Consider the following 12,894-nt stretch of genomic DNA (forward strand, 5'->3'; position numbering starts at 1 on the left):
CTGGGCACGTTGCTGCCGCCCTGGATGTCCTGGCTCGGTTCGCCTTCTCCCTGCTGCCTCCGGCACAACCGGCCATGCCTCGGAACTACCCGCGGTCATCAGGAATCCCGGCGTCGTTGTTGCGAGCGCAGAACTTGTTGTAGCCGTCGACGGCAGCGAAATACCCAACAGCGATCGTTCAGTGCTTCCTGGGCGCGAGGCGTTGAATCACCGGATTCTCCGCAAGCCCAGGAAAATCCGTGGTCAACCGTTCGTACACGTTTTTGACGAACGCGTGCATCGCTTTCAGTAGTTCCGCGATGGACACATAGGCGACGACTCGTTCCACTCGGTTGCCGACAAGGTAACGCACTTGAACGATATCACCGAGGTTATCGAAGTAGATCACATCGGCACTCTCGGTGAAACTGATCGCCGAATCTTCTTCCGACTTCAAACGCTCGACAGCGGTCATCACACCCAACGCAAGATCAACGAGAGTGAGGCGGAAGCCGTCGATGAGCTCGACGCCACCAGCTTCGAAAATGACTTCCGTCTTGAAAAGTTTATAGCGAAGATCGATCTCACGAATCTTCCCTGCTTCCAATCCAGCCACTTTGTCCCAGCTTTCCGCAGCACCAGCACCGACGCGCGGAGAATCGAAAGTCAACGTGATAACAGACACGTCCAGTCTCCTCAGAACGGGAACGCCGTGACAAGCTTGCCATCCTCGTCGATGATCACACGAATTGCCGTGAGGTCCCCACCGCCGTTCCTGGGCCCAGCTACTCCTACCGTGCGACCGAAGTCCCACTCGTACATGTAGGACCGGCCAAGGCCATCACGTACGCCGACAGCCGCAAGCGCCTTTTCGCCGTCGATGGTCTCGGCCGCCTGCTCACTCGCGGCCAGTCGGTGGTGGACGGCCCAATGACGCCATGGGCACCGATCGGCTTCAACACCCTGACAGGTGAGGTCATCGCGTTGCCTGCAGGCAACGACGTCGAACTACCGGTGACCGATGCCCAGAGCAACTTGACGAGTCTCCTGTTTCGCAACGGCACTCACGACCGCATCCGATCAGTGAGCAACGCGGCTGGTCGCATCACCGGCCGACCCGCCGCCGTCATCGGGTCCGACGGCAAGGTTCAGATCTTCGCCCGACGCGCGGACGGCAAGATCCACACGATTCGCGACTCCGGATCAGGCTTCGGGAACGCATGGACCGCGCTCGACGGCGTGAACGCCGACGGAGCCCCGGCCGCAGTCATCAGCGCGGGCAAGCTCAAAGTCGCGGTGCGTGGGACGGACGGTTTCGTCTACGTCAACAGCCAGGCTGTCGTGGACGGTCCGTTCGCCGGCTGGACGAAGCTGGTGGACTCGCGCACCGGCAACGCTTGGCCAACGGACACCGAGCCCTCGATGGTCGCGCTGAGCACCGGCAAGGTCGTGGTGATGTACCGCAGCGCCGACGAGGTGACCTACACGTTCGAAACGGCTCCCGCTTCATCGAGCGTGACCGCCAGGTCAGCGTCGGCGGCGAGCTCCACGGGGTTCGCCGGAGGTCCGTCACCGAAGCCCAAGCGCTGAGGCAGTCGGCGGGAAGTCTCCGGTGAGGCTTCCCGCCGATCGTCAGAGGATCAGCCCGATCGGCTTGCGCCGGACGTGCACCCGGTACCCGACCGGGAAGCTCAGCCCCGCCACCGAGGCGATCGCCCGTTCGGCAACCTTCGCGGAGAACTCGATGCGCAGCACCGCTTCCAGGTCCTCGCGCTTCTCGAACCGCCACTCGGCCGTGACCCGCCGCAGCGAGAAACCGTTGTCCGCGAAGAACTTCTCGACCACCGCCGGGTCGTACCGAGGTTCGTCGGCACGCAACCACGGCCCGTACGGATCCGCTGTACCGTCCAGATCGACGATCGCGAGCGCGCCGCCCGGCCGCAGCACCCGGTCCGCCTCACGCAGTCCCGGTTCGCATCCAGGTCCGAAGAAATATGCCGTGCGGGCGTGCACGAGATCCGCGGAAGCATCGTCGAGCGGTAGTCGTTGCGCGGGACCGGAAACGACGCGTGCATTCGACATGGAAGCAATTCGGTGCTTGGCGCGTACGACCAGCGGCGGGTGCGGCTCCACGCCCGTGACGGACTTCGCGGTCTTCGCGAACAGCGGCAGGTGGAATCCGTCACCGCAGCCGACGTCCACGACATCCTTGACACTAAACGGACATTCTTCGCTTAACGCCGTCCAAATCGCACCGTTGACGTCCTGCGCGCGGTTCTCGACCTCGTAGACGTCAGGCCAGTGCCAGATGTTCGGGCTCGGCACGACATCTACCGGACGCACCGCGTTCAACGCCGCCCGCACGAATCCCCTCACGAAGCCACTGTAGGGCCTCCATTTGCCTGTGACCGTTCGAATTCGTCCAATCACGGCGTAGCGTGTTGGCATCTCTTCCCTGCAGGAGGCGGCAGTGTCGATCGCGCCCAACACGCCCAAGCTCGCACCGTTGTTGTCCGGAAGTCCGTGCTGGGTCGAGCGATCCGTCGACGACCTCAAAGGCGCGATCGAGTTCTACACCGGCCTGTTCGGCTGGCACTACGCCGACGACGCCGGCTATACGGTGGCGATGGCCGACGGCATCCCCGTCGCCGGGTTACCCCAGGGCGACCCCGACGCATGGCGGTTATACCTGGTCACACCGCATGCGCGCGCTACGGCGGAGAAAGCTTTCCACCTCGGTGGGTCGGTGTTGCGCAACCCCGAGGACTCCGCCGACCAGACGCAGAGCACCGTGATCGCCGACCCGACCGGTGCCGTCGTCGGGTTCCGGCACGTGCCGCCGGACTGGCGGTTCGGCATGGGAGGCCACGGTTCCTACGCCTGGGCCGAGCTGAACACCAGAGACGGCGCCGCGGCCGACGAGTTCTTCGGCGAGTTGTGCCACTACGACATCACGCAGATCGGCGACGGGCAACGGCTGGACTACGCGTCGTGGTCCGTCGAGGGCACCGAGGTGATCGGGCGGCAGAAGATGGGGCGCGAGTTCCCGTACGGAGAGCGCTCCCACTGGATGGTGTACTTCACCGCCGCGCCCGAGATCGGCATCGACTCGGTGGCCTACCGGGTGCTGGAGCTCGGCGGCCGGGTGACCGTCGAGCCCTACGACACCCCGTTCGGACGCATCACCGTGGTCGAGGACCACGCGGGAATGGCGTTCTCGGTGATCGACCCGTCCCGTGTGATCGAGGCCGAGCCGCGCACCGAGGTGGACGACCCGTACGACGACTGACGCGAAGGCAGGGCTACTGCACGAAGAGGTGCAGCAGCAGCCAGGAGGCGACGGCGGACGGGAGGAGCGAGTCCATCCGGTCCATCAGGCCGCCGTGGCCGGGCAGCAGCGTGCCCATGTCCTTGATGCCGAGGTCGCGCTTGATCAGCGACTCGACCAGGTCGCCCGCGGTGGCCGTGATGACGAGCACGGCACCGAACAGCGCGCCCTGCCACCACTGGCCGTCGAGCAGCGTCGTCACCGTGATCGCGCCACCGACCGCACCGGCGGTCAGCGAGCCGGCGAAGCCCTCCCAGGACTTCTTCGGGCTGATCGTCGGCGCCATCGGGTGCTTGCCGAGGAAGACGCCCGCCGCGTAACCGCCGACGTCCGACAGCACGACACCGATGATGAACGCGAACGCGCGGCCCGCTCCGTCCTCCGGGACGACGAGCATGGCCGCGAACGCCGCGAACAGCGGGATGTAGGCGACGATGAAGACCGACGCGCTGAGGTCGCGCAGGTAGCCGTCCGAACCGCCGCGGAACCGCCAGATCATGCACACCAGCACGGTGACCACGAACGCGGTCATCATGCCGGAGCGCTCCAACGGCCACGACAGCCAGATGATCGCCTGGCCACCGATCAGCGCGGGCCAGAGGGCGACGTTGATGCCGCTCTTCTTGAAGGCGTTGGCGATCTCCCACGTCGACACCGCCGCGGCGGCCGCGACGATGCCGATGAAGGTCTCCTTGACGGTCAGCAGCGACACGATGATCATCGCGCCGAGGCCGGCACCGACCAGGATCGCCGCCCGCAGGTCACGCCCCGCGCGTGACGGCTTCGACGTCGGCACGTCCGCGGGACCGCCTGCCACCTGTGCTCCCATCAAGACCCTCCGCCCGGCCTGGGCAATCACGCCTGCGGCGTCTCGGCCGGGCGAACCATCAGTGGAACATCAGACTTCGAGGAGTTCGGCTTCCTTGTGCTTCACGAGCTCTTCGACCTGCGCCACGTAGCGGTGGGTCAGAGCCTCGAGCTCCTTCTCACCACGCGCGCCGTCGTCCTCGCCGATCTCGCCGTCCTTGACGAGCTTGTCGATCTCTTCCTTCGCCTTGCGACGGACGCCGCGCAGGGAGACCTTCGCGTCCTCGCCCTTCGACTTGGCGACCTTCACCATGTCCCGGCGGCGCTCCTCGGAGAGCTGCGGGATGACGATGCGGATGATCGAGCCGTCGTTGCTCGGGTTGACGCCCAGGTCGGAATCCCGGATCGCCTTCTCGATGGCGTTCAGCTGGCCCGCGTCGTACGGCTTGACGACCGCCATGCGCGCCTCGGGCACCGTGATGCTGGCCATCTGGTTCAGCGGCGTCATCGAGCCGTAGTAGTCGATGTGGATGCGGTTGAACATCGAGGGAGTCGCACGACCGGTTCGGACGGAGGAAAGGTTCTCCTTCGCGACCGAAACCGCCTTTTCCATCTTCTCCTCGGCGTCGAGGAGGGTCTCGTCGATCACGACTGCTCCTTGCTCTGCGTGTTCGTGCCCAATTCCCGGTCCTGGAGAGATCCCACCAGGTCTAGAAGGCCGGACGGCCACCGGGGGTGCTGACCAGAGTGCCGATCTTCTCACCACGCACCGCGCGAGCGATGTTGCCCTCGGTGAGGAGGTTGAAGACGAGGATCGGCATGTTGTTGTCCATGCAGAGGCTGAACGCCGTCGCGTCGGCGACGTTGAGGCCGCGCTCCAGCACCTCGCGGTGGGTGATGTTGTCGAACATCAGCGCGTCCGGGTCGATCTTGGGGTCGGCCGTGTAGACGCCGTCGACGGCCTTGGCCATCAGGACGATCTCGCAGCCGATCTCCAGCGCGCGCTGGGCGGCCGTGGTGTCCGTGGAGAAGTACGGCAGGCCAGCGCCGCCACCGAAGATGACGACGCGCTTCTTCTCAAGGTGGCGCATCGCGCGGCGCGGGATGTACGACTCGGCGACCTGCGTCATCTGGATGGAGGTCTGCACGCGCGTGTCGATGCCGTGCTCGCGCTCGAGGAAGTCCTGCAGCGCCAGGCAGTTCATGACCGTGCCGAGCATGCCCATGTAGTCGGCACGCGAGCGGTCCATGCCGCGCTGCTGGAGTTCGGACCCGCGGAAGAAGTTGCCACCACCGATCACGACGGCCACCTGCACGCCGGACTTGTGGACGGCCGCGATCTGCCGGGCGACTGTCTGGACGACGTCGGGATCGACGCCGACGCCACCGCCGCCGAACATCTCGCCACCGAGCTTGAGCATCACCCGGCTGTAGCCGTGGCTACCTTCTTCGCTCACAGGTCCTCTCCTTTGGCCCCGGGGAACTACTTTTGACACGCCAAGGGCGGGGTCGCTGGTACCCGCAACCCCGCCCTCATGCGAATCAGCTCTGGCCGACCTCGAACCGAGCGAAACGGGTAACCGTCACGCCGGCCTCGTCCAGAAGAGCCTTGACCGTCTTCTTGCTGTCCGTCACGGAAGCCTGCTCGGTGAGCACGACGTCCTTGAAGAAGCCGTTGACGCGACCCTCGACGATCTTGGGGAGCGCGCCCTCGGGCTTGCCCTCCTCGCGAGCGGTCTCCTCGGCGATGCGGCGCTCGTTGGCGACCAGCTCCTCCGGGACCTCGTCACGGGTGACGTACTTCGGACGCATCGCGGCGATCTGCATCGCGGCGCCCTTCGCGACCTCGGCGTTGTCACCGGTGTACTCGACGAGCACGCCGACGGCGGGCGGCAGGTCGGCAGCGCGCTTGTGCAGGTAGACCGAGACGGTGCCGTCGTAGTCGACGGCCTTGGCCAGCTCGAGCTTCTCGCCGATCTTGGCGGAGAACTCCTGGACCAGCGCGTCCACGGTCTTGCCGTCGACCTCGACGGCCTTGAGGGCCTCGACGTCGGCGACCTTGTTCGCCTTGGCGAGCGCGACGATGTCGTCGGCCAGGGCGATGAAGTCGGCGTTCTTCGCCACGAAGTCGGTCTCGCAGCGCAGCTCGACCATCGCACCATCCTTGACGGCGACGAGGCCGTTGGACGTGGTGCGCTCGGCGCGCTTGCCGACGTCCTTGGCGCCCTTGATGCGCAGGATCTCGACGGCCTTGTCGAAGTCGCCGTCCGCCTCGTCCAGCGCCTTCTTGCAGTCCATCATGCCGGCGGCGGTCAGCTCGCGGAGCTTCTTGACGTCCGCGGTGGTGTAGTTCGCCATCGTTTTCCTTCTGCGATGTACGCGCTTAGGTCACGAGGTGCCCGCTTGTGGGCGGGCACCTCGTGGGGGAGATCAGGACTGGACGGGCTGCTCGGCCGGAACCTCGGCCTCGGCCGGGGCCTCGGTCGCGACGGCGGCGTTGGTGGTCAGGAGCTCCTGCTCCCACTCCGCCAGCGGCTCGTCGGCGGCGGGCTGGGGCTTGTCCTGGCCGTCAGCGGCGTCGCGGCGACCACCGGAGCGCTGCATGAGACCGGCGGCGGCGGCCTCGGCCACGACCTTGGTCAGCAGGGCGGCGGAACGGATCGCGTCGTCGTTGCCCGGAATCGGGTAGTCGACCTCGTCCGGGTCGCAGTTCGTGTCGAGGATCGCGACGATCGGGATGTTCAGCTTGCGAGCCTCACCGACCGCGATGTGCTCCTTCTTGGTGTCCACGATCCACACGGCGCTGGGCACCTTGGACATGTCGCGGATACCGCCGAGCGTGCGCTCCAGCTTGTCCTTCTCGCGGTTCATCATCAGGATTTCCTTCTTGGTGAAACCCTGGAAACCGCCGGTCTGCTCCATCGACTCGAGCTCCTTGAGGCGCTGAAGCCTCTTGTGGACCGTCGAGAAGTTGGTGAGCATGCCGCCCAGCCAGCGCTGGTTCACGTAGGGCATGCCGACGCGGAGCGCCTCGTTGGCGATGGCCTCCTGCGCCTGCTTCTTCGTGCCGATGAACAGAATCGACCCGCCGTGCGCGACCGTCTCCTTGACGAACTCGAAAGCCCTGTCGATGTAGGTCAGCGTCTGCTGGAGGTCGATGATGTAGATGCCGTTGCGCTCGGTGAAGATGTAGCGCTTCATCTTCGGGTTCCAGCGCCGAGTCTGATGTCCGAAGTGCACGCCGCTGTCGAGCAGCTGCCTCATGGTTACGACGGCCATGGCCGGTTCGCACCTCATCTGTAGGACGCGCCAGGTCTGGCCTCAGCGCGTCGATCCGGTTGTCGCCTCCGGCCAGTACGGCCTTCAGCCCTGGTGCCATCGCCTCCGTCCGCACCCGCGAGGCATCTCTGCACCCTCGGGACCGTCGGACGTCGTGACTCGACGCAGCTGGGGATCAGCCGGTCGGATCTGCGTTGGCACGCGAAGTCGCCCCGCGCACAGACGGGACGCGCCCAAAAGTCTACTCCCCATCCCCGACAAACTTCGAATCGCCCCCATCTCGCAGGGCGTAGTTGTCCACAACCCGCGAGTAATCCACAGATCCCCGATACCCGCTGGTCCCAGGACACCCCCTGGCCCACCGTTGACCCATGCCCCTCCTCCCCACCGCCCTGCTGCTCACCACCCTCCTGGCCCCGCCACCCGAGCGCTTCGCCTGGCCGCTGCCGCCACCGCACCCGGTGGTGCGCGCCTTCGAGGCCCCGGCCACCCCGTTCGGCCCGGGCCACCGAGGAGCGGACCTCTCCTCACCGGCCGGCACCCCGGTCCTGGCCGCGGGCGACGCCACCGTCGTCTTCGCAGGTGCCGTGGCAGCCAGAACCCTGGTGTCGCTCCAGCACCGCAACGGCCTGCGCACCACGTACGAACCGATCGCCCCCGCAGTCACAGCGGGCAGCACGATCCGCCGGGGCGAGGTGATCGGCCACCTGCAGCCGGGCCACTGCCCGTCTCCGTGCCTGCACTGGGGCGCCCGCCGGGGCCACGCCTACCTGGACCCGCTCCGCCTGGTCACCTCAGGCCGAGTCCGCCTGCTACCGCTACCCGCCGCTCCCACCTAGGGGGCCGGCCACCAGCCCGCGCCGCGACGTTCCCTCGCACGGCGCTCCAACGGGCGCCTCCCGCCGCTCCCTCACCGCGGCCGGACAACGCGGCGCACCCCGATCCCGCCGCAGCGCGCCCGTCAGGCGCCGGGAGGCGGCCACCCCTCACCTCGCCGCCTCCCGGCCCACCTGACCACCGGACCGGTCCCGCGTAGCCACGCGGTCCGCCGTCCCCCAACACCACGGAGGTCACATCGGTCGGCCGCTACGCACGTGCTACCTCGGCTGTCGCAGCCGTCGGCTGAGCCAGGCCAGTCAACGACAGGTCCATGCCAGCGGCGGCGAGCTGCTCACCCGCCGGTCACGGTGGCTAGCAATCGCTCAGACCTGCGGAAGCTCAGGTCCGCTGAACGCCAGGTCCGCTGGACGCCAGGTCCGCAATCGGCCTGCATCTCCCTGGCTGCGCCTGCCTGACTGCGGCCACTCACCCACCGCCCCGGCAACGGCTGATCGCCCGAATTCCATCGGCCGTGTCCGCCGTTTGCACGCTTACCGGCGCGGCTGTTCGCCTCCCCAGCGTGCGCCTGGTCAGGCGCTCGCGGGGCGTCCGTCCTGCAGGACATGCGGTTGCCGACCGCATGGCGGCGGCTCCGCCCAATTCGGCGTCGGTGCGGCGCTCGGCACGTTCGGTCAGGGCCCGCCCGAGTCGCGGTTCGGGCATTCGGCGGATTGCCCGAGTGGGCACTCGGCGTGCTTAGACCGGGTTCAGGTGCCACCCGTTCGAGTGAATTAGGCCCGACAACGGACGGAAGGGGCTTTTTGACGCCCTTTGTGAGGGTTGCGAAGCTTCACGGTACGGGTGTTCGGGTGGTCGGCAGACGGCTCGCTCGCCAGGCTGCTGGGGTTCGAGGTGCGGTCAGGCCTCGGATTGCTCGTTGAGCTTCGTGCGCAGGCGCAGGACGGCTCGGGTGTGCAGCTGGCAGACCCTGGACTCGGTCACGCCGAGGACCTTGCCGATCTCGGCGAGTGTCAGGTTCTCGAAGTAGTAGAGGGTCACGACCACGCGGTCGCGTTCTGCCAGCTGGGCGATCGCGTCGGCCAGCTGACGGCGGCTGTCCTGGTCGACGAGGCTCGCCACCGGGTCTTCGGCGGCGTCGTCGGGCAGCGACTCCGCGAGGGAGGAGCCACCCTTGTTCGGGGCGATCAGCTCGTCGAGGGCCACGACGCTGGTGAGCTGCAGCTGGCCGTAGAGCTCGCGGAGCTCGGCCAGGCCGATCTTGAGTTCTGCGGCGAGCTCGCGGTCGGTGGGCGTGCGCTGCAGCTTGGCACCGAGGCGTTCGAGGGCTCGTTCGACGTCGCGGGCGCGGCTGCGGACCGAGCGCGGCACCCAGTCCTGGGAGCGCAGGTCGTCGAGGATCGCGCCGCGGATGCGCTGCATGGCGTAGGTCTCGAACTTGAGGCCGCGTTCCGGTTCGAACTTCTCGATCGCGTCGACCAGGCCGAAGATGCCGGACTGGATCAGGTCAGCCACGTCCACGTGCGCGGGCAGGCCCGTGCCGACGCGGCCGGCGACGTACTTGACCAGCGGCGCGTAGTGCAGCACGAGGCGATCGCGCTGGCTCTGGTCGCGGGACTCGCCGTAGCTGCGCCACAGGGCGACGATGCCGGCCTCGACGTCGTCACCGGACCGCACGTCCGCGCGCGTCACCGCAGTCGGAACGGCCGCCGGCGCGCCGTTGACATGCGTGTTGGCACCGGGCTCGGGGGTCGCCTCGGTGCGTGGCGCGCCGTTCTGACGGTGCCCATTGCTCGCCTGCTTCGACACTGGTGCGGGCAGGACGGGTTCAGGGGGCACGGTCGCCGTACGCGATCCTCCCCCTGCGGCGTCAGGAACGGGGGTGGGTTCGGTCATGGATCGCCTTCAGCCGTTCGACAGTGACGTGTGTGTAAAGCTGAGTCGTTGCGAGCGTAGCGTGACCAAGCAGTTCTTGGACGGTGCGCAGGTCCGCTCCTCCTTCCAGCAAATGGGTCGCAGCGGAGTGGCGCAACCCGTGCGGCCCGATGTCCGGTGCATCCGGTACCACGGCGACGACCTCATGCACCAGGGTGCGAACCGCCCGCTGGTTCAGCCGGCCGCCGCGGACACCGAGGAACAGAGCCGATGGCGAATCCGGTGCTACCAGGGCGTTTCGCCCCTCGTCCACCCACCGCCGCAGCGCACGCTCGGCCGGCACGCCGAACGGCGTGCTGCGCTCGCGTCCACCTTTGCCCAGAACTCGAATCACCCTTAGGGAGTAGTCCACGTCGCCGAGGTCAAGACCACACAGTTCGGCCACGCGGATACCTGTGGCGTACAGCAACTCCACCACGGCCTGATCACGCAGCGCAACCGGATCGCCTTGGGACGCGCCAGAGGATACGGCCCTCATCACGTCCTTCGCCTGGTCCTCCCGCAACACCGGCGGCAGTGTCCGGTGCGGCCGCGGAGCAGCCAGCTTCGGCCCCGGATCCGAGGCCAAATGTCCTGCTCTGTGCGCCCACGCGGTGAACGCACGCGAAGCCGCGGCCCGCCGCGCGAGTGTCGTGCGGCTCGCACCCGCGGTGCGTTGCGCGGCAAGCCAAGAGCGCAGATTCGCGAGGTCGATGCGCTCGACATCTGCGTTTCCCGGAATATTCCGAGCGACATGTCCAAGCAATGTCACCGCATCACCGACGTAAGCGCGCACCGTGTGCGGCGAGAGATCGCGCTCCAACATGAGGTGCCGTTCGTACTGCCGCAGCACGTCTTCGACGTGCGCCGGCAGATTTTCGCGCAGGCGAACGAGATCGACACGACGTGTCCGACCATGCGGCGGCGGGGACATAGGCCAAGACGCTGCGCCAGTCGGGGCGATTGGTCAAGTATCGCCACACCCACGCGCCATTTGGGAGCGCTCTCATGATCATGAAGGCCGCATGATTTCAACTCCCTGTGACGAGCCGGGGTTCAGCGGCACTCGCAGATCACCTTTCGGAGTAGCGGTGGCAGCCAGCGCCGCCCCCCGAACAGCCGATGGAGGGCGACTGGCCGAGACGTACCCGAGGAGCCCGCCGGTGAGCCGGTGCGGATGAAGGTGATCAACGTGAGTGACGCCGCCTTCAGTCGACAGAGCCGCTTTCCCGGTGCCCGGAAGGCGGCGAGCCAGCCGAGCACCGCAAGCACCGAACCGGCGGACATCGACTTCACGCCGCCGAAGCCGCAGGTCAAACCCATCTGACTATCCACTGTGGACGAACATCACCCCACCTCCAGCTTCTGCCAGCCCTGGTCCACCTGCAACGCGAGTCCGGCAAGTTCCAGCTCGGGCAACAACGCCCGCACCCGGTCCAGCGGCACCCCGGACTCGACCGAAACGGCCTCGTCACTGACGCCGTTCCGCTTCCCCAGGGCCTCGTACACCCGCATGGCCTCCCCCTGGGGTGCACCCAGATCGCTTTCCTTCTCGGCGGGCTGCGTGGCGAGGTCGTCACCGAACCGCCCGACCGACTCGACGATCTCGGCCACCGAACTCACCGACACCGCCTGTCCGTCCCGCAACAACTCGTGACAGCCGACCGAGCTCACGGACGTGACAGGCCCCGGCACCACCATCAACGGCCGCCCCAGGGCGAGCGTGATCGCGGCCGTGTTCTTGGCCCCGCTGCGCCTCCCGGCTTCCACCACGACGGTGCCGCCACCCAACGCGGCGATGAGCCGGTTGCGGGTGAGGAACCGGTGCCGCGCGGGCGTCACTCCGGGCGGGTACTCGCTGACGATCAGGCCTTCCCGCGCGACCCTGGCGAGCAATCCCTGGTGACCAGCGGGATAGGCGTTGTCCACACCGCACGCCAGGACCGCGATCGTCACCCCGCGACCCCCGAGCGCACCGCGGTGAGCAGCGCCGTCGATCCCGTACGCGGCCCCCGAAACAACGGTCACCCCGGCCGACGCCAACCCGAAGGCGAACTCGCCGGCGACGTGCTCGCCATACCCGCTGGCAGCCCGGGACCCGACCACCGCCACGGCCTTGTCCACGACGTCAGCGAGGAAGTGCGGCCCACGCACCCACAGCGCGAGCGGCTCACCCCCACACCGCCGCGCAGCCACGTTCTCGAGCCCGAGCAACGGCCAGCGCGGCCACTCGTCGTCCTCGGGAACGACCAGCCGCCCACCACGCCCGGTGATGAACTCAAGATCAGCGCGGGCACGCTCCTCGGCCCGCCGCGCGGACGTCTGACTGGCCACCGACGGCGAAACTTCGCCGGCCCGCACCATCTCCGCCGCCTCGACGGGCCCCACCTCTCCGACCAACGCCGCGAGCGCAGCCGGATACGGCTCCGCGACGCGCGACAGGTAGGCCCTGGCCAGGCGGACGGCGTCAGTGGCCCGCCTGGTCCGCGGCGCGGTCATCGGAACCACCACCAGGGCAGCCAGCGCTGCCAGGGTTCGGGGTGCCACGGGTTCGGCGGGCCGGCACCGGAGGCGTGCCGCCCGACTGTGCACCGCAGCTGGAGGAGTGCGGGTACGGCGGTGGAGATGAGGGGTGCGGCGGGGATGAGAAGTGGGGTCATGGCTGGGCTCCTGTTCGAGGGGGCTGGGACGGTTCGAAGGACGAGCGGTGGTTCGGGGCCGGCGGTTCGGGGCCGGCGGTTCGGGGCCGG

15 protein-coding genes are annotated in these 12,894 nt (G+C 67.7%); 4 read left to right on the top strand and 11 right to left on the bottom strand.

What is annotated here, in order from left to right:
* Positions 1-178: 178 nt before the first annotated feature.
* Positions 179-664 (bottom strand): hypothetical protein, encoded by a 486-nt coding sequence (locus IEY88_RS06800; RefSeq protein WP_189153767.1) that lies wholly within the window; start codon positions 662-664, stop codon positions 179-181.
* Positions 665-909: 245 nt separating this feature from the next.
* Here IEY88_RS06800 and IEY88_RS06805 point away from each other — a divergent pair, with 245 nt between their 5' ends.
* Positions 910-1,569 (top strand): DUF8189 domain-containing protein, encoded by a 660-nt coding sequence (locus tag IEY88_RS06805; protein WP_505744119.1) that lies wholly within the window; start codon positions 910-912, stop codon positions 1,567-1,569.
* A gap of 42 nt (positions 1,570-1,611) precedes the next feature.
* On the opposite strand, the gene IEY88_RS06810 is transcribed toward IEY88_RS06805, so the two are convergent.
* On the bottom strand, positions 1,612-2,466 hold the full coding sequence (locus IEY88_RS06810; protein WP_229693152.1) for a class I SAM-dependent methyltransferase: 855 nt from the start codon (positions 2,464-2,466) through the stop codon (positions 1,612-1,614).
* Here IEY88_RS06810 and IEY88_RS06815 point away from each other — a divergent pair.
* Entirely contained in the window at positions 2,450-3,268 is an 819-nt protein-coding gene (locus IEY88_RS06815; RefSeq protein ID WP_189153769.1) for a VOC family protein, read from the top strand. The two genes, IEY88_RS06810 and IEY88_RS06815, sit on opposite strands and share 17 nt — an antisense overlap.
* Positions 3,269-3,281: 13 nt before the next feature.
* On the opposite strand, the gene IEY88_RS06820 is transcribed toward IEY88_RS06815, so the two are convergent.
* The 5 genes from IEY88_RS06820 to rpsB all read right to left on the bottom strand — a co-directional run bounded on the left by IEY88_RS06820 (position 3,282) and on the right by rpsB (position 7,393).
* Positions 3,282-4,136 (bottom strand): phosphatidate cytidylyltransferase, encoded by an 855-nt coding sequence (locus tag IEY88_RS06820; protein ID WP_189153770.1) that lies wholly within the window; start codon positions 4,134-4,136, stop codon positions 3,282-3,284.
* A 69-nt stretch (positions 4,137-4,205) separates the two neighbouring features.
* Entirely contained in the window at positions 4,206-4,763 is a 558-nt protein-coding gene (gene frr, locus IEY88_RS06825; protein ID WP_189153771.1) for a ribosome recycling factor, read from the bottom strand.
* A 61-nt stretch (positions 4,764-4,824) separates the two neighbouring features.
* On the bottom strand, positions 4,825-5,535 hold the full coding sequence (pyrH, locus tag IEY88_RS06830; RefSeq protein ID WP_301325822.1) for a UMP kinase: 711 nt from the start codon (positions 5,533-5,535) through the stop codon (positions 4,825-4,827).
* Between the two features lie 121 nt (positions 5,536-5,656).
* Positions 5,657-6,472: a translation elongation factor Ts gene (tsf, locus tag IEY88_RS06835; protein ID WP_093593403.1), complete on the bottom strand. Its 816-nt coding sequence runs from the start codon at positions 6,470-6,472 to the stop codon at positions 5,657-5,659.
* A gap of 72 nt (positions 6,473-6,544) precedes the next feature.
* The gene (rpsB, locus tag IEY88_RS06840) at positions 6,545-7,393 is read right to left on the bottom strand and encodes a 30S ribosomal protein S2 (RefSeq protein WP_189153773.1); all 849 of its coding nucleotides are present in this window, start codon (positions 7,391-7,393) and stop codon (positions 6,545-6,547) included.
* 371 nt (positions 7,394-7,764) lie between these two features.
* On the opposite strand from rpsB, the gene IEY88_RS06845 reads away from it, so the two are divergent.
* Positions 7,765-8,232, top strand: coding sequence for a M23 family metallopeptidase (locus IEY88_RS06845; protein ID WP_189153774.1), 468 nt, complete (start codon positions 7,765-7,767; stop codon positions 8,230-8,232).
* A gap of 898 nt (positions 8,233-9,130) precedes the next feature.
* Here IEY88_RS06845 and IEY88_RS06850 read toward each other — a convergent pair.
* Positions 9,131-10,126, bottom strand: a complete 996-nt coding sequence (locus IEY88_RS06850; RefSeq protein WP_189153775.1) for a FliA/WhiG family RNA polymerase sigma factor — start codon at positions 10,124-10,126, stop codon at positions 9,131-9,133.
* Positions 10,101-11,078, bottom strand: a complete 978-nt coding sequence (locus IEY88_RS06855; protein ID WP_189153776.1) for a tyrosine recombinase XerC — start codon at positions 11,076-11,078, stop codon at positions 10,101-10,103. The genes IEY88_RS06850 and IEY88_RS06855 overlap by 26 nt, the downstream gene beginning before the upstream one ends.
* Positions 11,079-11,315: 237 nt before the next feature.
* Here IEY88_RS06855 and IEY88_RS06860 point away from each other — a divergent pair, with 237 nt between their 5' ends.
* On the top strand, positions 11,316-11,471 hold the full coding sequence (locus IEY88_RS06860) for a hypothetical protein (RefSeq protein WP_189153777.1): 156 nt from the start codon (positions 11,316-11,318) through the stop codon (positions 11,469-11,471).
* A gap of 20 nt (positions 11,472-11,491) precedes the next feature.
* On the opposite strand, the gene dprA is transcribed toward IEY88_RS06860, so the two are convergent.
* Together dprA and IEY88_RS06870 are read right to left on the bottom strand one after the other, a co-directional pair.
* The gene (gene dprA / locus IEY88_RS06865) at positions 11,492-12,643 is read right to left on the bottom strand and encodes a DNA-processing protein DprA (RefSeq protein WP_189153778.1); all 1,152 of its coding nucleotides are present in this window, start codon (positions 12,641-12,643) and stop codon (positions 11,492-11,494) included.
* The gene (locus tag IEY88_RS06870) at positions 12,640-12,804 is read right to left on the bottom strand and encodes a hypothetical protein (protein ID WP_189153779.1); all 165 of its coding nucleotides are present in this window, start codon (positions 12,802-12,804) and stop codon (positions 12,640-12,642) included. The genes dprA and IEY88_RS06870 overlap by 4 nt, the downstream gene beginning before the upstream one ends.
* Between the last annotated feature and the right edge of the window lie 90 nt (positions 12,805-12,894).

Origin of the sequence: Lentzea pudingi (genome assembly GCF_014646255.1) — a bacterium.
In the GTDB taxonomy this organism is placed as follows: Bacteria; Actinomycetota; Actinomycetes; order Mycobacteriales; family Pseudonocardiaceae; genus Lentzea; species Lentzea pudingi.